23 protein-coding genes and 1 pseudogene are annotated in these 23,626 nt (G+C 67.8%); 13 read left to right on the top strand and 11 right to left on the bottom strand.

The features are described from left to right. The first annotated feature begins 185 nt into the window (after positions 1 to 185). Positions 186 to 743, top strand: a complete 558-nt coding sequence (locus EYA84_RS33100) for a hypothetical protein (RefSeq protein ID WP_201272252.1) — start codon at positions 186 to 188, stop codon at positions 741 to 743. Positions 744 to 795: 52 nt separating this feature from the next. Next, positions 796 to 993, top strand: a pseudogene (locus tag EYA84_RS00780) (transposase family protein); the annotation flags it as partial. A gap of 90 nt (positions 994 to 1,083) precedes the next feature. On the opposite strand, the gene EYA84_RS00785 reads toward EYA84_RS00780, so the two are convergent. After that, a complete protein-coding gene (locus EYA84_RS00785; RefSeq protein ID WP_201272253.1) occupies positions 1,084 to 1,491 on the bottom strand; it encodes a hypothetical protein in 408 nt (135 codons plus the stop codon). A gap of 323 nt (positions 1,492 to 1,814) precedes the next feature. Beyond that, positions 1,815 to 2,021 carry a tetratricopeptide repeat protein gene (locus EYA84_RS34015; RefSeq protein WP_394347539.1) on the bottom strand — a complete coding sequence of 69 codons (207 nt, stop codon included), beginning with the start codon at positions 2,019 to 2,021 and terminating at the stop codon, positions 1,815 to 1,817. Between the two features lie 158 nt (positions 2,022 to 2,179). On the opposite strand from EYA84_RS34015, the gene EYA84_RS00795 reads away from it, so the two are divergent. From EYA84_RS00795 to EYA84_RS00805, 3 genes are read left to right on the top strand one after another with little or no spacing between them, the layout of a single operon-like run. Next, on the top strand, positions 2,180 to 3,571 hold the full coding sequence (locus tag EYA84_RS00795; RefSeq protein WP_131051037.1) for a glycoside hydrolase family 43 protein: 1,392 nt from the start codon (positions 2,180 to 2,182) through the stop codon (positions 3,569 to 3,571). A 44-nt stretch (positions 3,572 to 3,615) separates the two neighbouring features. Further along, the gene (locus tag EYA84_RS00800; RefSeq protein WP_131051038.1) at positions 3,616 to 5,433 is read left to right on the top strand and encodes a family 43 glycosylhydrolase; all 1,818 of its coding nucleotides are present in this window, start codon (positions 3,616 to 3,618) and stop codon (positions 5,431 to 5,433) included. 27 nt (positions 5,434 to 5,460) lie between these two features. Next, positions 5,461 to 6,870: an RICIN domain-containing protein gene (locus EYA84_RS00805; RefSeq protein ID WP_131051039.1), complete on the top strand. Its 1,410-nt coding sequence runs from the start codon at positions 5,461 to 5,463 to the stop codon at positions 6,868 to 6,870. Positions 6,871 to 6,972: 102 nt separating this feature from the next. On the opposite strand, the gene EYA84_RS00810 is transcribed toward EYA84_RS00805, so the two are convergent. Together EYA84_RS00810 and EYA84_RS00815 are read right to left on the bottom strand one after the other, a co-directional pair. Then, on the bottom strand, positions 6,973 to 7,389 hold the full coding sequence (locus EYA84_RS00810) for a pyridoxamine 5'-phosphate oxidase family protein (protein ID WP_236145524.1): 417 nt from the start codon (positions 7,387 to 7,389) through the stop codon (positions 6,973 to 6,975). A gap of 457 nt (positions 7,390 to 7,846) precedes the next feature. Further along, positions 7,847 to 8,623, bottom strand: coding sequence for a helix-turn-helix domain-containing protein (locus EYA84_RS00815; protein WP_201272254.1), 777 nt, complete (start codon positions 8,621 to 8,623; stop codon positions 7,847 to 7,849). Positions 8,624 to 8,726: 103 nt separating this feature from the next. Between EYA84_RS00815 and EYA84_RS00820 the strand changes: the two genes are divergently transcribed. The 3 genes from EYA84_RS00820 (at position 8,727) to EYA84_RS00830 (ending at position 10,346) form a co-directional block, all read left to right on the top strand. Next, a complete protein-coding gene (locus EYA84_RS00820) occupies positions 8,727 to 9,107 on the top strand; it encodes a hypothetical protein (RefSeq protein ID WP_131051041.1) in 381 nt (126 codons plus the stop codon). Next, positions 9,104 to 9,469 (top strand): DUF4345 family protein, encoded by a 366-nt coding sequence (locus EYA84_RS00825; protein ID WP_131051042.1) that lies wholly within the window; start codon positions 9,104 to 9,106, stop codon positions 9,467 to 9,469. Before EYA84_RS00820 ends, EYA84_RS00825 begins: the two co-directional genes overlap by 4 nt. A 157-nt stretch (positions 9,470 to 9,626) precedes the next feature. Beyond that, positions 9,627 to 10,346, top strand: a complete 720-nt coding sequence (locus EYA84_RS00830; protein ID WP_131051043.1) for a VOC family protein — start codon at positions 9,627 to 9,629, stop codon at positions 10,344 to 10,346. A 124-nt stretch (positions 10,347 to 10,470) separates the two neighbouring features. Here the strand turns inward: EYA84_RS00830 and EYA84_RS00835 are convergent, their stop codons facing one another. The 3 genes from EYA84_RS00835 to EYA84_RS00850 all read right to left on the bottom strand — a co-directional run bounded on the left by EYA84_RS00835 (position 10,471) and on the right by EYA84_RS00850 (position 13,230). After that, positions 10,471 to 11,130 (bottom strand): class I SAM-dependent methyltransferase, encoded by a 660-nt coding sequence (locus EYA84_RS00835; protein WP_131051044.1) that lies wholly within the window; start codon positions 11,128 to 11,130, stop codon positions 10,471 to 10,473. A gap of 550 nt (positions 11,131 to 11,680) precedes the next feature. Beyond that, positions 11,681 to 12,055, bottom strand: a complete 375-nt coding sequence (locus EYA84_RS00845; protein WP_236145525.1) for a hypothetical protein — start codon at positions 12,053 to 12,055, stop codon at positions 11,681 to 11,683. Positions 12,056 to 12,231: 176 nt separating this feature from the next. After that, positions 12,232 to 13,230, bottom strand: coding sequence for a phosphotransferase (locus EYA84_RS00850; RefSeq protein WP_131051045.1), 999 nt, complete (start codon positions 13,228 to 13,230; stop codon positions 12,232 to 12,234). Between the two features lie 41 nt (positions 13,231 to 13,271). Here EYA84_RS00850 and EYA84_RS32320 point away from each other — a divergent pair, with 41 nt between their 5' ends. Continuing rightward, positions 13,272 to 13,415 carry a hypothetical protein gene (locus EYA84_RS32320; RefSeq protein WP_161594872.1) on the top strand — a complete coding sequence of 48 codons (144 nt, stop codon included), beginning with the start codon at positions 13,272 to 13,274 and terminating at the stop codon, positions 13,413 to 13,415. A 283-nt stretch (positions 13,416 to 13,698) separates the two neighbouring features. Here EYA84_RS32320 and EYA84_RS32325 read toward each other — a convergent pair whose 3' ends face one another. Next, complete coding sequence (locus EYA84_RS32325; protein WP_161594873.1) at positions 13,699 to 14,148, bottom strand: SMI1/KNR4 family protein; 450 nt, start codon at positions 14,146 to 14,148, stop codon at positions 13,699 to 13,701. A gap of 2,094 nt (positions 14,149 to 16,242) precedes the next feature. Between EYA84_RS32325 and pyrE the strand changes: the two genes are divergently transcribed. Beyond that, on the top strand, positions 16,243 to 16,767 hold the full coding sequence (gene pyrE / locus EYA84_RS00860; RefSeq protein ID WP_131051047.1) for an orotate phosphoribosyltransferase: 525 nt from the start codon (positions 16,243 to 16,245) through the stop codon (positions 16,765 to 16,767). Positions 16,768 to 16,805: 38 nt separating this feature from the next. Here pyrE and EYA84_RS00865 read toward each other — a convergent pair whose 3' ends face one another. Continuing rightward, entirely contained in the window at positions 16,806 to 17,315 is a 510-nt protein-coding gene (locus EYA84_RS00865; protein WP_131051057.1) for an O-acetyl-ADP-ribose deacetylase, read from the bottom strand. 209 nt (positions 17,316 to 17,524) lie between these two features. Between EYA84_RS00865 and EYA84_RS00870 the strand changes: the two genes are divergently transcribed. Together EYA84_RS00870 and EYA84_RS00875 are read left to right on the top strand one after the other, a co-directional pair. Next, a complete protein-coding gene (locus EYA84_RS00870; RefSeq protein WP_131051058.1) occupies positions 17,525 to 18,244 on the top strand; it encodes a cytidylate kinase family protein in 720 nt (239 codons plus the stop codon). An 83-nt stretch (positions 18,245 to 18,327) separates the two neighbouring features. Then, positions 18,328 to 18,687, top strand: a complete 360-nt coding sequence (locus EYA84_RS00875; RefSeq protein ID WP_131051048.1) for a VOC family protein — start codon at positions 18,328 to 18,330, stop codon at positions 18,685 to 18,687. Between the two features lie 254 nt (positions 18,688 to 18,941). Here EYA84_RS00875 and EYA84_RS00880 read toward each other — a convergent pair whose 3' ends face one another. Together EYA84_RS00880 and EYA84_RS00885 are read right to left on the bottom strand one after the other, a co-directional pair. Continuing rightward, a complete protein-coding gene (locus tag EYA84_RS00880) occupies positions 18,942 to 20,663 on the bottom strand; it encodes a hypothetical protein (RefSeq protein WP_131051049.1) in 1,722 nt (573 codons plus the stop codon). Between the two features lie 14 nt (positions 20,664 to 20,677). Then, entirely contained in the window at positions 20,678 to 21,004 is a 327-nt protein-coding gene (locus tag EYA84_RS00885; protein WP_131051050.1) for a hypothetical protein, read from the bottom strand. A 750-nt stretch (positions 21,005 to 21,754) separates the two neighbouring features. On the opposite strand from EYA84_RS00885, the gene EYA84_RS00890 reads away from it, so the two are divergent. Beyond that, positions 21,755 to 23,626 (top strand): tetratricopeptide repeat protein (locus EYA84_RS00890; protein ID WP_131051051.1); only part of this gene is annotated, 1,872 nt, incomplete at its 3' end.

A 23,626-nucleotide genomic window follows, 5' to 3' on the forward strand; every position in this document is an offset into this window, starting at 1 on the left:
ATGTCACTCCCGCTGAAGTACGGGTCATCCGACCTGCAGGGATTGTCGCCGAGGCTGCTCATCCGGGCTCACCCGCCAGGTTCATCCGGCTCGGCATCTCGCGGCTGCCCCGGCGGCGCCGTCGGCCCCGCCGAGAACACCCTGTTTCCCGCGCCAACCGCGACCACAGCGGCTTGAATAGCGGTGTGCAATTGAGCAAGGACGGGCGGAAGTGGCGGATCGGCGCCGCCGCCGAGGTGGAGTGGATCGCCGGTCACACCACCGCCGGCACCTCGATCACCACCGCCATCCCGCCGATCTTTGACGCCTACGCCACCACCCACCAGCCCGACGGCGTCACCGTCGCCGCCTATGAACACGCCCTGGTCCAGGACCTCACCGCACAGACCCCCGAGCAGCCCTGGTGGCTGGCCTACCTCGACACCGGCCCCCACGACATCGTCTTTCCCCGCGGCCCCAGGGTGTCGCTCTACTGGAACTGGCCTTACGTGCTGGTCGAGGCCGGACCCGAGCAGGCACTCACCTGGCGCACCGGCCACATGCGCCACGGTGACGGATCGCTACCCGACCTGTTCTTCCCCGCCGATCGCTCATGGCTGGTCTCCGCACTCTGGGACGACACCTGGACCTGCCTCGGCGGCCCGGAACCGCTGATCAACACCCTCCAACAGAACCCTCTGGCCAACACCCGCCGAGTCCGACCCGACGAAGACGCGCTACCACCGGGACTCACCCGCGAGTGACACCCAACAACTGCATTACCCAGATGGAAACCGCTGAGCGAAGGGTCTGTCAAAGCGGCACCGCTTCCGGCCGAAGCCGTCACACCGGCAGAAGGCCGTGAACCGAGCCCACGCGACAATCCCCGCCCGGGGCGAACGCGCGATCGCCACCCTCATGACCTGGAAGATCCTGGCCAAGCTGCGCTGCTGCCCACAACGAACGACCTCGATCGTGCAGGCCATCCTCGCGCTGCACCACATCGAAGCCAACCCTACGCAGGATGAAAATGGCTGTGACTTGGCCGCTACACCGTCGAGGGCTGGCCCAAGGTTCGGGTCAGCCCTCGACATGGTCGGGACGTCAGGATTCGGGGCGACGGCGCAGTGAGCGCAGCGCGGGAACCGCGTCGGTGACGGCGAGCGCCCAGAGCACGAGCAGCGGCTGAAAGAGCAGGCGGACCGCCCGTGCCGCGTCGGTGTCCAGGCCGAATCCGTCACGCCCTTCACTGAACTGAGCGATGTTGCCCGGGAACACCGCGACGAAGAAAGCCGCTACGACCACTCCGGTCAGGCCACGCACGGGCTGCCTCCACGCGGCGAGCAGAGCCAGCCCCAGACAGATCTCCACCACTCCGGAAACAACGACGACGAGGTCAGCATCGAGCGGCAGCCAGGAGGGCACCTGCGCCCGGAACTCCTCGCGCGCGACGGTCAGGTGGGCGGCGCCGGCAACGAGCAGCAGCACGCCCAACACGACCTGACCGACCACACCCGTCAACCGTCGGACAGACGTGGATGTCATGGTGTCTCTCCCACGGCGCGAACGAGGAACGGACAGCCGGCCCGCTGCGGGCGCGGCTCCCACCACCCTACGAACAGACGAGGCGGTACGGCTCCAGGCCCCGTACCGCCTCTTCTGGCGGCTGAGCTGTGGGAGTCTCCGTCGAGGTGACCGACCCTGCCACCGGCTATGGTCAGTTCTAAAGATCCACGGACCGCCGCGACACGTAGATGCACCCGGCTCATGATCATTCACCAAGTGAACTCGTGTAGCGATGGCAGCCGGTCCAGGCTCGACTGGGCGCTCGCGGTCTATGGGTGCGCTGCGCCCAGCACGCGTATGTAGTCGGCCAGTACGTCCGTTAGGACGCTTCTTGCCCGATTGTGCTGGCCTCTTATCGCGAGTGCGAGTCCCAGATTGCGGCGCGCGTTCAGCGATGCGGTGTGGTCGGCGCCCAGTATCCGCTCACGGTCCTGTGCCACCCGCTGTCCGCACCTTCGCCTGCGGTTACATCGCACGTCTGACCAATTACGGGTGTCTTGCCGGCATGTTAAGGGACTGATATGTTAGCGCTCACATCGAAGCCTGCGGATGGGTTTCTGGACGCCGCACAGGCGACCGATCGCCGTCAGCTCTCTGGCCACAGGCACTAACCACCGCGAGAAAGGCCACCACCATGCCCTTGAATCGACGACAGTTCACCCTGGGCGCGCTCGCCACTGGCGCGCTCACTGCGACCGGACTGACGGTCAGCCCGGGATCTGCCCTGGCGGCACCCAACACGGCATACCTCAACGCCTATTTCACCGAGACGCCGAACCAGTCGGGGTCAAGCTACGGCCTGCATCTCGCGGTCAGCCGGGACGGTCTCAACTGGATCCCGCTGAACCAGAACAACCCCGTCGTCACGCCGACCGCCGGTGACCTCGGCCTGCGCGACCCTTACATCCACCGCAAGCAGGACGGCACCTTCGTGGTGGTCGCCACCGACCTGAGGGGGCTCAACTTCGGGCGCAACAGCCAGTACCTGCACGTCTGGGACTCGACGGACCTGACAAGCTTCACCGGGTACCGCCTGCTCAGGATGCACACCTACAGCAACGTCCATACCTGGGCGCCGACGGTGTTCTGGGACGCGTCACGCGGCCAGTACGGCATCGTCTACTCCGCCAACACCACCACGGACCTGTTCCTGGTCAACTACACCAGCGACTTCCGCACGGTCAGTGTCCCGCAGACCTACTTCAGCCCCGGCTTCCCGGTGCTCGACGCCGACATCCGGGTCAGCGGCGGCGTGACGTACATGTTCTACAAGAACCTCGCCAACGGAAACCTGTACGGTGCCCGCTCCAGTACCGGCGCCCCGAACAGCTTCACCACCTTCACCAGCGGGCTACGCCAGGGTACCGCCATCGAGGGCGCACACTTGGTCCCGCGCAACGACGGCGGCGCCTGGTGGTTGTGGGGCGACTCGTTCGGCCCGATCAACAACGACATGTACCTCTGGTCAACGAGCAACGTCGGCGGCAACTCGTGGGCGGTGGCGAACCAACGTGACTACACGCCGCCGCTGAACTCCAAGCACGGCTCGATCGTCGGCATCACCGACGTCGAATACCAGAACGCCGTCAACCGCTGGGGGCTGCCGAACTGGGTCCGCCTGAAGTCGTCGAACCTTCCTGACTACTTCGTCCGGCACAGCAACGGCGCCATCCGGCTCGACCCATACCCGTTCGACCCTCACCAGGACCAGCTCTGGCGGATGGTCCCTGGCCTGGCCGACTCCACCGGCGTCTCGTTCGAGTCGATCAACCGGCCGGGCAACTACCTCCGGCACAGCGGCTACGTCGCGCGGCTCGCCGCCAACGACGGCAGCTCGACCTTCCGCGCCGACGCCACCTTCTACCGCACCGCCGGCCTGGCCGACAGTTCCTGGTCGTCGTTCCGGTCGTACAACTTCCCCACGTACTACCTGCGGCACGCCGGCTACCTGCTGCGCATCGATCCGCTCAGCGCAGGATCCGCCGCCGCCGACCGCCAGGACGCCACCTTCCGCGTCACCTCGTAGCCACCGCGACCTGACCCCGTAACGACAAGGTGAGGACAACAATCATGGGCAGCTCCCTTGCGAGTCGCCGCACAACCAGCGTCCTGATCGCCCTGCTGCTGGGCGTCTGCGCCGCCGTCACGGCGGTGCTACCGGGGACGAGCGCCAAGGCCGACAACCCGATCGTGCAGCACGTCTACACCGCCGACCCGGCTCCGCTGGTGCACAACGGCCGGTTGTACGTCTACACCGGACGCGACGAGGACGGCTCGACGTACTTCACGATGCGCGAGTGGCGGGTCTTCTCCTCCGCCGACATGGTGAACTGGACCGACCACGGCGTGCCGATGAACCTGGCCACGTTCAGCTGGGCCAGCGCCGACGCCTGGGCCGGTCACGTCATCGAACGCAACGGTCAGTTCTACTGGTATGTGCCGGTGAAGAACCGTGCCACCGGCCGGATGGCCATCGGTGTCGGCGTGTCCAGCAGCCCCACCGGCCCATTCCGCGACGCCCTGGGGCGACCGCTACTCGAGAACGCCGAGATCGATCCGCACGCCTTCATCGACGACAACGGCCAGGCGTACCTGTACTGGGGCAACCCCAACCTGTGGTACGTCCGGCTCAACAGCGACATGATCTCGTACTCCGGCGGCCTGACCCAGATCCCGCTGACCACAGCCGGCTTCGGCACCCGCACCGGCAACCCCACTCGACCCACCCTCTACGAAGAGGGACCGTGGGTCTACAAGCGCAACGGCACCTACTACATGATCTGGGCCGCCGAGTGCTGCGGCGAATACATCGCCTACTCCACCGCCCCCGGGCCCACCGGCCCGTGGACCTTCCGCGGCACGGTCATGCCCCGGCAGGGCGCCAGCTTCACCAACCATCCAGGCATCATCGACTTCGCCGGTGGGTCGTACTTCTTCTATCACAACGGCGCGCTTCCCGGCGGCGGCGGATTCACCCGCTCGGTCGCGGTGGAGAAGTTCACCTACCGGGCCGACGGCACGATCCCGTCGATGAACATGACCACCGCCGGTGTCCCGCAGGTCGGCACCCTCAACCCGTTCGTCCGGCAGGAGGCTGAGACCATCGCCTGGGGTTCCGGCATCGAGACCGAACGCGCCAGCAGCGGCAGCATGAACGTCGCATCGATCGAGAACGGCGACTGGATCAAGGTCAAGGGCGTCGCGTTCGGCACCGGCGCGACCACCTTCACCGCCCGGGTGGCCTCTGCCACCGCCGGTGGCACCATCGAGGTACGCCTCGACAGCGCGACCGGTCCGCTGGTCGGCACCTGCCGGGTCTCCGGCACCGGCGGCTGGCAGAACTGGGTCGACACCTCCTGCGCGACCAGCGGGGCGACCGGCACCCGTGACCTCTACCTGCGGTTCACCGGCGGCTCCGGTTTCCTGTTCAACGTCGACTGGTGGCAGTTCACCAGCGGCGGCACGCCCACGCCCTCGGCGTACCGAATCACCAACCGCAACAGCGGGCAGGTTATCGACGTCCAGTCACCCAACCTGAACGACCTGGCCGTGATCGGCCAGTGGACCAGCAACGGCAACACCTGGCAACAGTGGCGCTTCCTCGACGCCGGCAACGGCAACGTCCGCCTACAGAGCGTCAACAGCGGCAAGTGCGTCGACATCAACAACTTTTCCACCGCCGACGGGGCCCAGGTCATCCAATACACCTGCCACAGCGGCCTCAACCAGGTCTTCAACTGGCGCCCGACCGGCGACGGCTACCACCACCTGGTCAACATCAACAGCAGCAAGTGCCTGAACGTGGTCGGCGGCTCCACCACCGCCGGCGCAGCCCTGGAACAGCGGACCTGCGGCACCGCGACCAGCATGCAGTGGTCGCGGAGCTGAGCCCGCCCTGATCGAAGGAGTGGATCCATGAAGGTCACGGAAGAGGCTCGTCCCGCCTCTCCACCCGGACGTCGCTGGCCCGCAGCGCTTGCCACTGCGGTCGCGGCGGTCCTCGCCGCCGCCGGGCTGGCCGTCGTGGCACCGTCGCCGGCCTCGGCGGCGACCGTGGACACGAACGCGTGGTACGTACTGGTGAACCGCAACAGCGGTAAGGCGTTGGACGTCTACAACCTGGCCACCAACGACGGCGCGCGGATCACCCAGTGGTCGCGGAACAACGGCAACCAGCAGCAGTGGCAGTTCGTCGACTCCGGCGGCGGCTACTACCGGGTGAAGTCCCGGCTGTCCGGCAAGGTGCTGGACGTGCACAACTTCTCCACGGCCAACGGCGCGGCCGTCGTGCAGTGGGCCGACCACAACGGCACCAACCAGCAGTTCCGGCTCGCCGACTCCGACGGCGGTCACGTGCGATTGATCAACCGGAACAGCAACAAGGCGCTGGAGGTGCAGGGCGCGTCGACCGCCGACGGCGGCAACATCGTCCAGTACGACGACTGGAACGGCACCAACCAGCAGTGGCAACTCGTCCGCGTCGACGGCGGGACCAACCCCACCCCAGGGCCGACCACCCCGTCCCCGCCGGGCGGCACCTCCGGCTGCGGCAAGGCACCGGGCATCACCAGCGGCACGCACACCATCAGCAGCAACGGCGCGAACCGGAGCTTCATCCTGCGGATCCCGGCCAACTACAACCAGAACAACCCGTACCGCCTGGTCTTCGGTTTGCATTGGTGGGGCGGCACCGCGGTCGACGTGGACACAGGCCAGACCGTGGACCGCAACACCTGGTCCTACTACGGCCTCCAGCGGCTGGCGAACAACAGCACGATCTTCGTCGCCCCGCAGGGCATCGGCAACGGCTGGGCCAACACCGGCGGTGAGGACGTCACCTTCATCGACAACGTCCGCATCCGGATCGAGTCGGCGCTCTGCGTCAACACCCGACAGCGGTTCTCCATCGGGTTCAGCTACGGCGGTGCGATGAGCTACGCCCTCGCCTGCGCCCGGCCGGACGTCTTCCGGGCCGTCGTGGTCCAGTCCGCACCCCGGGAACTGAGCGGATGCAGTGGCGGCACCCAGCCCGTCGCCTACCTGGGCGTACACGGCATCGGTGACAACCCGGCCAGCGCACGGGCGATGCGGGACCGGTTCGTCCGCAACAACGGCTGCACCGCGCAGAGCCCCCGCGAACCGGCTGCCGGCAGCCTGACGCACGTCGTCACCACCTACTCCGGCTGCCGGACGGGATACCCGGTGGCTTGGGCCGCCTTCGACGGCGGCCACATCGCCGCACCCCAAGACGGTGCTCCCGGTGACAGCGGACCCCGGACCTGGGTCCCGGCGCTGGCCTGGAACTTCTTCTCCCAGTTCCAGTAGAGGCCCTGACCGGGCCGCTGACCCACGCGGGTGCCAACTCCGCGTGGGTCAGCGGTGGCCGCCATGCGAGTTTCGTCCACCCGGAGACCTCGATACTGTGGATCAGGGCTGGGACGCCACGGTGAGCTTGGCGATGTCTGGGGCGTAGACGGTCATCCAGTGCGGATGCAACCGGTAGTAGACCACGTCGTTGTCCCAGTCGAAGAGGTCGTCGCCGTAGAAGTCCTTCAAGTACGCGAGTACGTCCGGCCAGTCCGTGGCCTGGTTGCCGTTGCGGGGGTTGAGGATCTCCACCGTGCCGTGCGTGAAGACGCCGAGGTCCTCACCACGCATATGCGCGGCACTGGCGGCGGGTCGCGCCGCGAGATGGCGCGCCTTGGCGGCGTCGCGCGCCGTGCCGAAGTACCACCTGCCCCGCAGGAAGTGCCCGTCCACACCACTGATCCGCGGCTCGCCTTTCGCCGTCACGCTCGACAGAGCGAGGGTGCACATGCCGGTGAGGACCTGGGTGAGCTGCACCGCGTTCAGTGTGCGTGCGGTACTGATGATCGAGCGGAGGTGGGCGGTAGAGCCGGCGAGGGAGGCGTCAAGGAGGGCCTGGAGGTCTTCGAGATCTTCTGGGGTTTCGCGCATGGAAGTCCTAGTCTCTCCGTATCTATGCGTGCCTGGTCCGCGCCCATCACCGGCGCCGACCGATGAACCCATGCTCACCCCAGAACCTGACACCTTGTGTCATATTTCTTCGACTGGTTTGCGGACGCCAGCGGGCCGCACGGCATCCGGCGCGACGTGACTGGCTCCCGGCTGGCGACGCGCACGCTCTGCGGCAGAAGCGGACGTTCGGCCAACAACCTGACCGGCGCGGCAAGGGGCACGAAGACAAGGACGGCAGCACCAGGTGCGGTGGCGGCGGCCTTGTCGCTGTACCCGCTGGAGAGCGTCCCTGGCCAGGGACTCGTTGGCGCGAAGGTGGATGTCACCGCGTGTCGAGCACGACGAGGCGGGTGTGTTCGGAGAACAGCCTGCTCGCGGTCAGTCCGAACATGGCGTGGAAGCTGTCGCTGAAGTGTCCCGGCGAGGCGAACCCGGCCTCGGTGGACGCCCGGGTCAGGTCCGCACCTTCGCCGACCGCGAGTGCGACGTGCAGCATCCGTGCCCACAACCGGTACCGGCGGAAGCTGGTGTGGGCGTTCGCCGAGAACAGGTGCAGAAATCGTGACGTCGACAGGTGTACCTCGGCAGCGAGCTGCGGCGCGCTCATCTTCTGGTCAGGGTGAACACGCATGATGCCGATCGCGGTGCGGATCCGCTCGTCCATCGCGTCAGGGTTCGGAGGGTCGACGAATTCCCGCAGTCGGGCCGGATCGGGGAACGAGGTTTCCTGTACGTGACTGATCAGCGACGACTCGTGCTGATAGTCGAGCCCGACCGAAGGGGTGCGTTCGGTCATGCGAGCGCGGACACCCTCCGCCAGGCCCGAGCCTGGGTCGAGGTAGAAGAACAGCATCCGACCGTCGTCTACGATGACCCGGTGTCGTGTTCGCGCCGGAATGAGGGCGCTGCGGGTGCGCCGTTCGCCGATGTCGTCGGCTTGTAGCGTGAACGGTGCGTCGACGCCCAATGCGAAGCAGTGCACGGAACCGGAGTGCGCATTCAGCCTCATCGAGGGCCCCAGATAGGCCGCCTGTCCGAGCCAGATCCAGATCCTCGTCGGGTCAGCCCGACACGTTTCTGGAAGCGGGACATCGACCACGTGGCCGATGATCGCACACGTGCTGATGACCGCAGAGGAACGACCAACGCGCACGCTACGCCCGCCAGGACGGATCAGGCGGAGACTGGGGCAAGGGCTCCTCGTGGCGGCCGGATTGCTCAACGTGCTGCCCGGCGCTGGTGCCGTGTCGCCGGCCTGGGCCCGTACGGCCTACGGCGTGGACGTCACGGGCGCGGACCTGGAGACACTCATGCGGCATCGGGCGTTCCTGCTCGCTCTGGTCGGCGTCACCATCATCGTTTCGGCGTTCCGCGCGCACCTGCGCCCCGCCGCGGTGGCCATCAACGCGGCCAGCTTCGGCACCTTCCTGCTTCTCGTGCTGACCACCCCATCGCTGCACCAGCAGGTGGTCCGGGTGGCGCAGGTCGACGCCGTCGCGTTGCTCGTCCTGTCGGCGGGGACGGCACTGCTCGCGTCCAGCCCCTGCGGTCGCCGCACGACGCCGGTTCGAGAGCGCGCATGACGACCACGGTCATCATCATCGTCGGGACGTTCTTCCTCGGCATGGGCGTCTACGCGCTGGCCGCGCCTGCGGCACTTGCCCGCCCCTTCCGCATCGTCATTGAATCAGCAGAAAGCCGATCGGAGATCCGGGCGGTCTACGGCGGGTTCGGCCTGGCGATCGCCGCCGTACTGGCTGCGGCGGCGCTCGATGTCGGCGATATCCGGACCGGCGCGGTCATCACCGTCGCAGCGGCCCTTGCCGGGATGGCACTGGGCCGGTTGTTCTCCCGGATCGGCGACAGGGCAACGGGGTTCTATCCGATCTGGTGGTATTTCTGGATCGAGGCCATCGGTGCCGCCCTGCTGTTCGGCGTCGCCTGACCCTGATCGTGGCGAGTCGTATGGCGGGTAGGAACGCACCGAAGATGGCGTGGTGCGGCGGCGGTGCGTTCTGGGTCATCGGTCGATCGGATGGCTGACGGCGATGATCGGCTATTTTCATGGGCGACGGACCCGCTGCGACGCTTAGGAAGGAGGCATGACCAACGAGCGGACCGTTCCCCTGCTGCCGTGTGCCTCCATCGACGACATCGAGACCTTCTACGGAGTTCTCGGTTTCCGCACCACGTACAAGCAGCGCAAGCCCCACCCGTGTGTGGCGGTGCAGCGGGAAGACCTGCATCTACAGTTCTTCGAGATCCCCGGATTCGACCCGGAGCAGTCCTACGGCTCGTGTCTCGTACTCACCACGGGCATCGAGGGGCTGCACCGGGCATTCGCCGCCGGCATGCGCGCCGCGTACGGCAAGGTGCTGGTGTCCGGAACGCCACGGATGACCCGGCCGAGAGCGCGGAAGAACGCCGACGGGGTGGGCGGATTCAGCGTCATCGACCCGGGCGGCAACTGGATCCGCGTCTTCCGCGACGCCCCCACCGCGCCCATGCCGGCCACCACGCCTGCCGGGCGGCTGGCCAAGGCGCTGGCGAATGCTGTCGTGCAGGCCGACTCCCGGGGAAACGTCGGACAGGCCGTTCGGATCCTCGACAGCGCGTTGGCCCGGCCACAGGCCGACGACGACCCGGTCGAGCAGGTAGAGGTCCTGGTCTACCGCGCCGAACTCGCGATAGTGCTGCACGATCCGAAGACCGCAGCCGAGATGCTGGCCCGCGCCCAGTCCGTCACGCTCACCAAAGACGAAACCGAACGGGCGGCACCCACGTTCGACAACGCCACCGACCTCGCCGCAGCACTGCGATGACTCACTCAACGAACTCCGCCCCCACCACACGTCGGGGACTTCGGCCCTACCCACCGTCCGGCCACACACAGCGTGACGGTGGCAGCCGGCAGGCAGCGCGTCCGCTCGGCGGCGAATGCGCGCCCTACGTGTTCGTGGAGCCGGTCTTGCGGACCAGCAAGTACCCGTACGGGGGCTCCGTCCCTTCCGGTGGCGTGCTGCCCTGGAAGACCGAGGCGAACCCCGCGGCGGTGAAGCGATCCTCCATCTCCCGGGCCGAGAGCCAGTACCGATCGAAGTCGACGCCAAGACTCCCGACGGGGCTCCCGGGACCGTTTCGATGCCCGGACCCGTCGCCGTGCTTGAACGCCGCCACCACATAGCCGCCCGGCCGCACGACCCGGGCCAGCTCGGCAAACGCCCGTACCCGGGCGTCCGGTGCCAGGAAGATCAACGAAAACCAGCACACCACCCCCGCCATCGACGCGTTCCCGAACGGCAACTCCCGCAGATCGGCGACCTCGTAGCCGAAACCCGGATGCTCCCGCCGCGCCACCTCCACCATCCCCGGCGACAGATCCACCCCGCACGGCGACAGACCCCGACCCGCGAGGTACGGAAGAAGCCGCCCAGTGCCGCAGCCCACGTCCGCGACCTCTACACCCACGGTCAAGGTCAACTCGGCGAACAGATCGAGCATGGCGCGCTCGACCGGCATGCTCTCCAACACTCCGACCAGGTTCTCCGCATACCACTCCGACAGCACGTTGTGCGCGTCCCGCAGCTCCTCGGTACTGGCGTCCATCCCCCGCTGGCCCTCCCCATCCTCGGCCGTCGCGGCAGCGAATCTACCGCAGGACGCCGGGCTGGACACCGAGTGGAACATCCGACTTCACCCACCGCGACGTTGCAGGGCGTCACGACCGGATGCGGCAGATCCGCGCATCCGGCCGTGTCCAACTCATGCCGCGGGACGTGCGATGAGGATCTCCGCGTGCGGGATGACATCGTTCTGCGGCTCGACCGCGCAACCGCGGAAGATCCGTACGCCGCGTTCTACGAGGCCGGAGTGCACACCGCTGCTGGCGCGGCCATCACCCCGCCCACGGTCGAGGAAGCCGCGCGGCTGGACACTCCTCTGCGGGACCTGGGCCACGCCCTTGGCCGTCGATGCTCTCCGTACAGGGATCACGCGCAGCGGTTAAGGGTCGTGTGTGCTCAACAGCAGGGGTGGATGCCGCGCAGGGCCCGGAAATGCTCTCGCACACGGACGGCAGGATGGGCTTCATGGGGATTACCGACCCGTGCGTGACCGTATCCGAAGCAACCTTCGTGCCACGGTTCTTTCTCGATCCTCACGAGTCGTTCACGCCCAGCGCCGCGAAACCGCTCGGGTCTGTCGGGCCCCAGTGCCAGGCTCGTACCGAAGGGTCGGATGCGGCCAACGCGCTGCTCAGCAACCATCCTGCGCCGGCAGCTGTCTGCAGCAGGTCGTGGAGAGACGCATCATCGCGGATCACCAGGTCGGCGGGAAGGTAGGCGGAGTCGGGCCGGGCAGCGAGTTGTCCGGCGTACGCGAGAAGGTCATGCGCGACATGGGCGGCGGTTCCCCGTAGTTCCCGTCGAGCGTGCCGGCCCGGGCGCCGCCAGTCCTCGGACTGGTGCGGTGCGAGTACCCGTACCATCTCGGCCACGGCCTGGTCGACATCACGACTGTCCATCAGGCGCATGACGAGGAGCCTGCCAAATCTCACACCGCCTCGCTGAACACGTACCCATCGTCAGTCCGAGTCTGCATCGACGCCGGCACCGGCCCCGTAGGCGAGGAGGGTTCGCGGCAGATGAGTGTGCTGTCGGTGGGCCTGGTGGCGACTTCGGCACGATCCTGGAAGGCTTCACCGTCGGGTCATGTCTCGTAGGTGAGCGCCTTCTGTAGGTGGAAGTGCGCGACGTCGAGCATCCACTCCCGGTTCGGGAAGTCGCCCTCGGCGATACGCAGCGGGCCGCCGACCAGATCCAGATGCATGACGTACTGGTAGTACCTGACCCGCAGTGGGTCGAGGTCCGGGTTTCGGAGCATCGCGTAGTGCGGGCCGAAGCGCATCCGCATCCAGCAGTGCTCCACTTCGATGTCGGTGTACATCAGGCCCTCGATGTCGATGATGACGGGCTCCCCGTCCGGTCCGACGAGCGTGTGTTCCGCGCAGAGTTCGCCGTGGACCACGCCGTGCTCTGCCCGTGGGTCGAGTGCGGCGTGCAGAGTGCGGAGTTTCTCCTCCAGCATCGCCTCGGCTTCGGCCGCACGGGCGTCGCGAGACACGGCGGTGGCGATGTTCACCAGCGCGCGTTCCAGGTAGGCCTGCTCGCAGGTCGTGTCCGGCGGTGCGCCTCCGCTGTCGATCCACGCGACACGCCCGAACGCCGGTGCGCGGTAGGTGTGCATGCGCCGAAGCATGTCCGCAAGGTGGGCGAGCGTGTGCCGGCCGGCGTCCGGGTCGCGTTCCAGCAGCGTTTCCAGCGTTCCGCCGCGGACGTCCTCCGCGACGGCGATGTCGGCCGGGTACAGGTCCTTGCTACGGTCGGCGAGCAACAGCCGCGGCGAACGGACTCCGATCGATGCCAGTCGACGGGTGGCAGCCTCGAAGTAGTCGATGCCGGAGGCGTGGGCGAAGAGGTTCGACGGGTCGTCGTGGCCATCCGGTAGCAGCCCGTGCCAGTAGTCCTCGTCGGCGTTCCAGACATAGACCACCACGCTCGTGGCGTCGTCCAGCATGATGCGGTAGACGCCCTTCTTGGTGCCGTTGAGCAGGCGGTCGACGGCGGTGATGAGGCGGTCGGTGCCGAAGACCTCCCGTATCACCGGGGTCAGGGTTTCAACGTCGGCGAAATTTCGTTCAGCGGTCATCTCCGGTCCCCGTCTGTCGCGTCTGCGTCGATCATCCGCCAGTGGACTGGTCTCCGCAGATTCACCCGCCGGTCAAGCCCGAGAACACCGACATCGATGCTGGCGCGGTACGGCATCTGTGCGGCTGGAAAGCCCGCACCCACCAGGAAATGGACATCGCCAAAGTCCCGGCAGAGCTGCGGTGACGCCTCCTGGCGACAGCCCAGAGGTCCGGCGCCGACGTCAAAGTACGCCGGGCTCAGCGATGGCTGAGCGCACCTTGACGACACCGGCAACGGTAACCTCACGCCAGCCACCCCGAACCGCCACGACCCACGCCGCCGCAAGATTCCGGGCGCCTCCGCGTGAAACACCGACACGCGTTGCCCCAGCAAAGCCGAACGTCTGCGCCAGCGAAGTTCGGCTGTCGCCGACGACGGGCGCACCGCACTCCCACGTGCCAGTGGGCAAAAGCGTATGGGCCGGCGGCTACAACCTGAGTCCACGGCGCGCGACGAAGCCCAGGACGTCGGGCGCCTCGAGCTCCGGGTCGCCGCCGTCGTGGAAGTGGAACCAGACCTCGTCGCGGCAGTTGCCATCATCGACCGGGAACCCCCAGTAGTCGCCAGAACCCACCGGCGCTATCGCGATGAATGTCCGCTCAGGGAACTCCCGGTCGTTGACCGACTTGACGTCGTCACCGGAGTCGCCGCCGGCGATCGGGAACAGTTCGACGCAGCCGACCATGCCGCCGCCGTAGCGCATCATGAAGGACCTGTATTTCTCGGGCAACGTCACGCCGAGCCGCTTCTCTAGATCGTCAATCTCGGCCGTGGTGGCGGTGCGTCCCTCGATGAGCGTGAAACCGTACGCGGCAATCGAGGCCGCCGATTTCTGACGCAGCGGCTCAACCAGTGCGTCGAACTCTTCGAGGTTCATGCTGCTCAGTCTGCTCCCACCGGTGCCCCTCGCTTGCATGGGTCGCGGCACACCGGCGTCGAAAGGTCCCAGTCTCTCGTTGCGGCAGTCCGAAGCCGTTGCCGCCGACGTGTCGGGGCGCGGGGCAGAGTCGATCGGACGCGAGCTGGTCGAGGCGTGTGCGGAGTGCGGTGCTGCGGCAGTTGGTGCCGTTGACAAGGCGGTCGCCGAACACAGGGTCGCCTGGGCGGTCTCGACTCGGTGCAGCGGATGCGGCATCGCCACAGAGTCGAATGGCTGGGGCGAGGTTCCTGCGACGCTGCGGACCGCGTTGGTAGCTCGCGTTGGTCTCGTCCGGCTGCGAGCTGATCCGGATACCAGCCGCTCGCCGCGAAGGTGTCTTCTCAATGAGTTCCGTAGGCAGGGAGCCTCGATCAGTGAGGCCGTCAGCGCATTCGACATGCTCACCAGCAGCGGGATCATCGGCACGCCGGCCGAGATGCGGCTGCTCGCCAGGCAGCTGACGCAGCGGGCGCGATCACATCGATGGAGCCACACGCCACCAGCCAGTGAACGGTGGAGCACCACTCCGCACGCCGGTCGCGGCATTTCCGGGCGTCGCGGGACAGCATGGGCAACACAGAGCGTGACGACCCTGCAGGCCCGCGATCAGCTCACCGAAGAGTTGCGGACTTCCGCGCAGCGGTCGCAGTTGTCGGCGCCGACTGTCGGCCCAGTGGCCCGCACGGCGGGCGCAGGATCCACCGACCGAAGCGGGGGTTACGGTGAACAATCAACAATCCGACGATGAGGCAGCAAATGATCAATGTCCAGGAGTTCGCGCGACGGCTGAGTACTCTCGGAGCTGATGCGTTCACCAGCGACGACGTCGTGGACCTGGCGACCGAGGCCGACGTTCGCATCAGCGCAGACGTCGAGATCGACGCCACCCTGGCGCAGCGCTTACTCGACCAGATCTCGCCCACCCTGCCGGTCACCGGAGCCCAGATCGCGGCGTCGCAATGGCCGCCACCGAAATCTTCCCGTCCTGCAGCGCCTTCAGTGTCGTTCTCCAGCCCCGGTGCCGTCGACGGACCGGCTGATCAGCCGACCCGACGCCGCAGTTCTGGGTCTACGGGTAGCGGTCGGCGACCCGGCTCCCGACGAACTGGCAGGTGAAACTGCAGTCCCAGCTCTTTCAGCAACCGCCAGACTGCTCACCGCAGCCGTCGACGACGACGCGAGCTGCGAACCCAAATCTCGCCGCCATCATCGGCTGAACTTCGTCCTCCTGTCCGGCTCCGTACGCCGGGACAGGCACGACGCACGATGATCCCGGTAAGCATGTGGATCGCGGCATGAGCGGATGACGGGAGTGTGGCGGATTTCCGTTGCGTCGGCATGGTCGACATCGGCTGATGGGCGGCTGACACTGGGCTGATGAATGCAGGTGCCCCCGGGCAACGCGAGTCGCAGCCTGCGGGTTCGGTGGTGCAGGGTTGGACATACGGCCGGGCCGGGCGTCTCATCTTCAGTGGGGGGTCAGGTATTCCTGATCCGCCGCTATCCAGGGCGTTGCGCAGTACCGCGTGCCACTCGTTGCTGGGCGTCATCATCGGCTTGGTGATCTGCCTGGTGGCGGTGGGCTTCGGGTGGGCGGAACACGCGGGCATAGCCGGCCTGGCCGCCGCTGGGACACCCCGCGTCCGCCGGGGACACCGACTGCGAGTGGCGTTCTTCTTCGTGGGCGCGGCGGTAGCGTGCCTGGTGATCGGCATCGTTGTCGCAGGCGGGCTGCGGGCGCCGTGGGACGTGTTCTTGCCGCTGGTCGTCGCCCTGTCCCTCGGCAGCCTCGCAGGGACCACTGCCGCCTACCTGCCAGTACGGACTCGACAGCAGAGACGATAGAAAAAGCAGCCTTCAACCTGAGCCCGAACAACCGCCGTCGCCACAGCCGCGCTCGATCCGGCAGCCGTCGACCCGCTCCGCTACCAGGACATCCACACCCGCTGGCTCCAAGCGCTATAGCCCACCGAGCAGACCCTCCTGCACCTCCAGGGGGATGCCCTTGAGGGGGATGCTGGCTCAATCCCGGCGAGATGCGAGGCTGAACGGGTGACTTCCCCGCTTGCACGTCGCGTCTACGACACCTGCCACCTGACCGGACGGTTCCGTCTCCGATCCGGCCAGGTCAGCGAGGAGTACTTCGACAAGTACCTGTTCGAGGGACAGCCGGATCTGTTGCGTGAGGTCGCCGAAGCGATGGTGGCCTTGCTGCCGGAGTGTGATGTGCTGGCGGGGATGGAGATGGGCGGCATCCCCCTTGCCACGGTGATGTCACAGCTGACCGGGCTGCCCACCGTCTTCGTCCGGAAACAAGCCAAGGAGTACGGCACCAGCAAGGCCGCCGAGGGCGGCCCCGTGGACGGCCGGCGTGTCGTACTGATCGAGGACGTCGTGACCACCGGAGGTGCACTACTGGCGTCGGGCCGGAAGCTACGCGTAATCGGAGCCCAGGTGGAGACGGTGGTTTGCGCTATCGACCGCGAGCAGGGCGGCCGTGAGAATTTGGCGGCCGCGGCGCTACAGCTCCGCGCCGCCCTCACACGCCGCGATCTGGAAGCCTCCCTGACGGCGTGAATCTGGTGCCGCGGCAGGCAGCGGCAGAGCCGGATCGGTCAGCCCGTGGCTGTCACTGCGGCTTGTAGGTGCTTGCGGGTGTCGTCGTCGAATGCGACGAGTCTTGCAAGTTGGACGTTTGTCGAAGTGGACCTGATCGTTGCTACGGCGATCCGGGCGGCCTGGTCGGCGGGGAAGCCGTACACGCCGGTGGCGATTGCCGGGAAGGCGACGCTACGGGCGCCGAGTTCGTCGGCGGCCTGCAGGCTCCTGCGGTAGCAGGAGGCGAGAAGGTCGGCTTCACCGTGACCGCCGTCTTCCCAGATCGGCCCGACAGCATGGATGATGTGCCGCACCGGCGGGTCGAGGTCGAACGCCGGGGTAGCCACCGCGTCGCCCGGCTCGCAGGGGCCGATCGCACCCCCGGCCTGCGCCAGGCGAGGCCCAGCAGCGCGGTGAACCGCGCCGTCCACACCCCCGCCACCGAGCAGTGACTCGTTCGCGGCCGTGACGATGGCGTCCACGTGCTCCCGCGTGATGTCACCCATCACAATCTCGATCACGACCACCGCAGGATCCTGGCACACCAGACGACGGCGTGCCAGCCCACCGTCGCTAAACCGGGCAGCCACTTCATCCGGCCAGATCGACAGCTCCCGCCGCACGATCTGCGGCATGTGCGGATACCGGATCAAAGGCAGTCAGCCTGACCAACCGGCATCCTACGATGCAGAGGATGATGCGGTTGTCGACCGCGCGGGTAGGACGGGGCAATGGCATGGAGCGAGGCTCCCGCGACGAGATGCTCGGCCGCCTGGCCGCGGCAGTCTGGTCCGTCACGGCTGCACACCCGATGCGAGTTGCCATCGACGGACCGCCCGCCGCCGGCAAGACCACGCTCGCCGACGAGCTGGCCGTCGTCTTGCGCGCACAGGGCCGGGACGTCATCCGGGCGACAATCGACGATTTCCTCTTCCCTCGGGCTCAGCGCTATCCGCGCGGCGAGTACTCGGCCGAAGGCTGCTACTTCGACACCCACGACCACGACGCGCTGAACCGGGTTCTGCTCGATCCACTCGGCCCGGACGGAGATCGACGCATCCAACTCGCCGTCTACGACCACACCTCGGACTCGGTCCTGTCCCCAGCGGTCATTACCGCGCCCGTCGACGCCGTGCTGGTCTTCGACGGCGTCTTCCTCATGCGTCCGGAACTGATAGACCGATGGGATCTGCGCATCTTCGTGTCGACCGCCCTCGACGCGACGGTGGATCGTGCCGTGATCCGAGAGAGCCGGGTGTCATCTCAGGCTGAGGTCGAACGTCGCTGGCGCGAGCGGTACATCCCCTCCCAAAAGTTCTACTTCACTACGGTCCGCCCGACCGATCACGCCGACATCATCCTGCACAACGACGAGCCCCAGCAGCCAGCATGGGCCGACCGAACACACGGCACGACGGAGCGTCCGACCCACCCCGGCGCCTTTCACGCAACGTGACGCCCGACCTGCGGCAGATCCGTGCGTTGTCGCCGCCCTACACTCCTTCCCGTTGTCGGCACATCGTCATGAAGGAGTGGCACGTGCGCTCGACGCTGACTCTCGCGGCGATCACGCTCGACTGCGCCGACCCCCTGGAGTTGGCCGCGTTCTACCAGCGGGCCACCGGACTCGCACTGCATCCCAAGTCCGACGACGAGTTCGCCGGGCTCACCCGTGAAGACGGGTTGTTCATCGGCTTCCAGCGAGTTAGCGACTACCAGCCACCACGCTGGCCGGAACAGAGTGTGCCCCAGCAAGCACACCTCGACTTCACAGTCGACGACATCAACGCAGCTGAGGCCATGCTCCTGGAGCTGGGTGCGGCAAAGCCCGAGCACCAGCCCGAGCTACCCGAACGCGGTCGCGCGGGTCTCTGCCCCAAGCGCTCGATAGCCAAGTGAACCACGACGCGCCACAGAGTCAAACATCCCATCTGTTCCACCGGATGCCTCAGGTCGACGCCGAACTGGAAACGGTCAGTCCTGGCGTCAGTGCAGTAGGTGACGGCGGGCACCGACCTCGACCAGGCGCCGGACCAACTCTGGGTGCTCGTGTTTCAGCAATGACAGGTCGGGCCGCTGATCAAGCAGGCTGGTCCACAGCACCGACCGGCCCAGTTCCAGCAGCTCAATCGCAGCCGGTATGTCCGCCGCCGTCAGCTGCCAGGCCGCAGCGTCGGCACCGATTGCGGTGGTGCGGTCAGGTGCCGTTCCCGGGAGCGGCGGTCCAGTCCGGTCCAGGCGGCGTCGGGCAGCAATCGGGCTGCCGCCGAGTATCCGGCGCGGGCCTGCTCGCAGTTGCCGGCCACGGCTGCGATGCGGCCCCGTTCGACGGCTGCGGTCAGTCGGTCCTCGGCCGGTGTTTCAGCCGCCGCTTCCGCTTGTGCCAGTAGGTTCAGTGCTTCACTGGTGGCCGCGGTGTCATCGTTCCGCTCGGCGTACAGGTGCAGCGCGCGGGCGAGGTTGACCAGGTAGGTGGCCCGATCCGGTACTGGACGGCTGCCCGCCGATTCCAGCGCCTCGCGTCCCACGCTGATCGCAGCGGTCAGGTCGGCAGCCGAGCCGGTGAGCATGTGCCGGCGGCTCAGCGCATGCGCGAGATTGGACTGCAGCGCGGCCCGCAGGACCGGCGCACCGGAGACCGCCGCGACCGCTTCCTGGAATTGCTCGATGGCCTCATCCAGGTCGTCGGGGCGGTCGCGGACCATCAGCACGCTGGCGAGGTTGGCGCGACGGCCAGGCCGCTCCGGTGCCTCTTTGGGAGAACCCGCGACAGAGGCGCGGGCGGCGTCCACTGCCTCGTCCAGGTCTGCGCAGTCCTGAACGACGGTGAACCGGTGGTAAAGGGCCGCTGCCAGTCCCGACCGGGAGGTCGCCAGGACGGCGGGAACGGTGGAGACCGCGACCGCCTGCCGGGCGGCGGTGATCGCGTCGTCCAGGTCGGTCAGGGCACCGAACTGAGTGAACCGGGCTAGCCGGGCGGCACTAAGGTTGCCGTACCGGGCTGCCAGGGCGCGGTCGCCAGGACTTGTCGCGGCGACCGCGCGCTGCGCAGCGTCCACTGCCGCTTCTACGTCGGCCGGTGCGCCTGTCGCCTCCTGCCGCAGTCCATGGGCGGCGGACAGGTTCGACTGAGTCACAGCGGCGTGCGCGGTCCCACCGGCCAGTCGTGCCGCTTCCGCGGCCGCGTTCACCGCTTCGTCGAGCAGGGCTGGTTCGCCGTCCCGGGCGAACAGCTGCTGCAGGGCGGCGTACAGGTTGCCCAGGCAGCTGATCCGGTCGTTGACACCGGTTTCAGCGGCAGCAGCGGCCCGGGTCAGAAGAACCGCTTCGTCCAGGTCGGCCGGTGCGCCGTCGGTTTCGTACCCGGCGAGTAGCGCCAGACCCAGAGTGATCTCGGCCAAGGGCCGAGCCCGGTGCGCCGGCCCGGCCGCGTCCACCGCCGATCGGGCGGCGGCCAGCGCTGCCTCCAGGTCGTCGTCGTGGCCGGTGATTTCGTGCCGGGTCAGGTGGGCGGCGCCAAGGTTGGCCAGATAGGTGACCTGGCCCGGGTCGTCGGGTCCGGCGACCGCCACGGCCTTCGCGGCCACGTCGACCGCCTCGTCGAGGACGTTGTTGGGTGCGCCAGCGGTGAAGCGGAGTTGCAGAGTGTCGGCGAGGTTGGACAGGTTGATGGCGTGTCCGGCGGCGGTGCTGTCGGCCACCGCCTGCCGGCCGAGATCGACAGCGGTGTTGAGATCAGCGACAAAGCCAGTCAGCAGGTACCGGTTCACCAGCGCAACGGCGAGATTGGTCAGTGCCTCGGGGCCACCGCCCAGACGTACCGCCTGTTCGCCGGCGGTGATCGCCTCGGCCAGGATGTTTGGGTCACCGGACACGTCGTAGCCGCGGGTCAGCACGAGGCAGAGCACCGCCGTCGCATCGGCGAGACTCTGGTCGTCGTGACCGCCGCACGGGCTGCGGCCTGCGCCGCGGTCAAGTCTCCCGAGTCCGCACTGATGGTGTGCCGAGTGATCAGGGCCGCCGCGAGGTTGGACAGGTAGACGCCGCCCGGGGCAGCGGCGGTCGCCGCCCGCAGCGCGGCCACTGCGGTGTCCAGGTCGGCCGGGTCACCGGAGTGGCCGAAACGGGCCAGTAGGGCGCTGCCCTGGTTCGACAGCCACGCGCCCCGATTGGGGTCGGTGGACTCCGCGCGGCGTACCGATTCCGCAGCCGACAACGACTGCTTCGTCGATGTCGGACCTGTCCCCGGTGAGCAGGAACCGTTGCCGCAGCGTGCTGGACAGGTTGGACAGCCGTCGGGGCCCTTCGCCACCTTCGGTGCAGGCGGTTCGTAGCAGTTCCACCGTTTCGTCGAGCGCCTGAGGATCGCCGGTCTGCTCCCACGACCGGTAGGCCCGAATGCCGGTGGCCTCGTCTAGTTGCGCATGCAGCGAGGGCGGCAGCAAGCCTGGATCCAGCGTGTACAGGTCGGCGAACAACGGCACGGCGATGGCGACCTCGCCTCCTTTGCCTCGGCGTCGACGTGGTCGGCCCGTACCCAATGCAGGTAGGCCACCGCGAGCATTACCTCTGCGTCCAGATGCTCTGCTCGGTCGACGATGGCCAGCAGGGCGGCTGCCTCGGCAGCCGCTTGCGGGTTGAGGACGTGAGCGCTGTCGAGGGTATCGCGTACCGTTCCACTCTCGCCTCGACCCGAGCCAGCAGTACCTCCCGAGCGTCCGGCTCATCGCGTGCCACGATCGGAACGCTACCGGCTGGTGGCAGCCCGTGGTAATGCTAGAAGCGGGATGACCACCAGATCGATCGGGGTGCCACCATCGCTGAGGATCTACCCGACGCCGAACGGCGGCTCGCCGCCTTCGCCGCCGGCGACTACACCGGGGTGACCGCAGCGGGCACTGAATCGCTTGCCGAGCGCCTCGTCCGTGACTCCGCCGGAGCCGCGGGGACGCAGCTAAGGCACCGGATGTTGATCGTGGCGGCCTGCCTGCATCACTGCCGGGCCCTGGCTGTGGCCACGTCGGAGGGCCGACGCGCTGCGAAGCGGCATGCCGGCGCTGTGGCCCTGGCCGTCGCCCTGGAGGAACCGCAGGTGGTGCCGATGATGCTGCGACCGGTGGCCGCTATCGCCGCAGTCGACGCGTGCGCCGAGTTCCAGCGACGGGGATTGCTTGACTTGGCGATTGCAGCCGGACGCGTCGCGCTGCGCTGGGGCGCAGAGGCGACCGTGCGGGCAGGGCGGATCAACGTGGGTGCAGCGCTGGGTGAGCGGTTCGAGGCGACCGGCGATGTGGCCGACCTCGACGAGGCAATTGAGCTGTACCGAACCGCGGCCGTCGAGCCCGGACCACTGCAGGCCGACCTGCTCAACAATCTCGGCACCGCCTTGCTCGCCCGGTTCGGGCATACCCGGATGCCCGCCGACATCGACGACGCGGTCCGCTCTCTGTCTCAGGCCGCGTCCGGGTCCGGCTCGGCCGGGCACGCCGCGAACCTCGCTCAGGCCCTAACCGTCCGCTACGAGGCCACCGGAGACCTCGCCGACCTCACCGAGGCGGTACGCCAGGCGCGCCTGGCCGTCGACCACAGTGACCTCGACGACCCGGATCTCGGGGCACGGTTGTCGGGTCTGGGTTCGGCGTTGCGGACCAGGTTCGAGGCAACCGGCGACAGCGGTGACCTAGACGAATCGCTGACGGCGCACCGGCGGGCTGTTGCCGTGGTACCAGCCAGGCATCCGCGGGTTTTCGGTATCAAGATCAATTTGGGCAACACCCTGCGTGCCCGATACGACCTCGCCGGCGCCTGGGCCGACCTCGACGAGGCGATCACGGTGACCGGTGACGCCCTCGCTACCGCACCCGCCGGGCATCCCGGCGTCGCCCGTTATAGCAGCAACCTTGGGGCGATGCTGCGGCTGCGTTTCCAGTCGACCGGCGCACGACACGACCTTGACGCGGCCGTCAAGGTTCAGCAGCAGGCGGTTTCCAACGCCGCTGCCGATGACCATTACCAGGGCCGTTATCTGTCCAACCTGGCCGGGAGCCTGCTTACCCGCTTCGAACGGTTCGGCGCCGGCGACGACCTGAACCAGGCGGTGTTATACGGCCGCTGGGCGGCCACCTTCGCCGGCCAGTCCCCCACCGACTGGGCCCGGTGCCTGTCGACGCTGGCCGGCGTGCTGCAGGCACGTTTCGACAGGCACGGCGCCGTCGAGGACATCGACGAGGCCGTCACCGTCGGCCGGCAGGCCACCGAACTGGTGACTATTGGTCACACCGATCGGCCCCGCTACCTTACGAACCTGAGCCTCTTCCTTCAGGCCCGGTTCACCCGCACCGAACAAGATGCCGACCTCGACGAGGCGATCAGCACAATGCGGGAGGCGGTCGCAGCCACCCCGCCGCGCAGCCCCGCCCTACCCGCTCGACTGTCCAACATGTGCGTTATCCGGCAGACCCGATACCTGCGTAACGGTGACCTCACCGAACTCGATGCGGCGATCGTCGATGGGCTCCACGCAGTCGATCAGACCGACGGCAGCGCCCCGGAGCGGCACAGCCGGCTATCCAACGTGGGTCTCGCGCTGCTGCGCCGGTTCGAGCGCACCCGTCAGCCACAGGACCTGGACGACGCCGTCCGGCTGGGTACCGAGTCGGTCGCGGCGGCCGAGCCAGGGTCGCCGGGCTGGTCCCGGTCGCTGGTCAATCTCGGCAGCGCGTATGAGCAGCGGGCGACCGCCACCGACCTACGCGAAGCCCGGGACTGCTGGTGGTGTGCCGCCTCAGCACCCGCCGCGCCGGTGGCCGTCCGGACTGTCGCGGGCGCGGCGTGGGGC

It is taken from the genome of Verrucosispora sp. SN26_14.1 (genome assembly GCF_004307965.1).
Taxonomy (GTDB): Bacteria; Actinomycetota; Actinomycetes; order Mycobacteriales; family Micromonosporaceae; genus Micromonospora.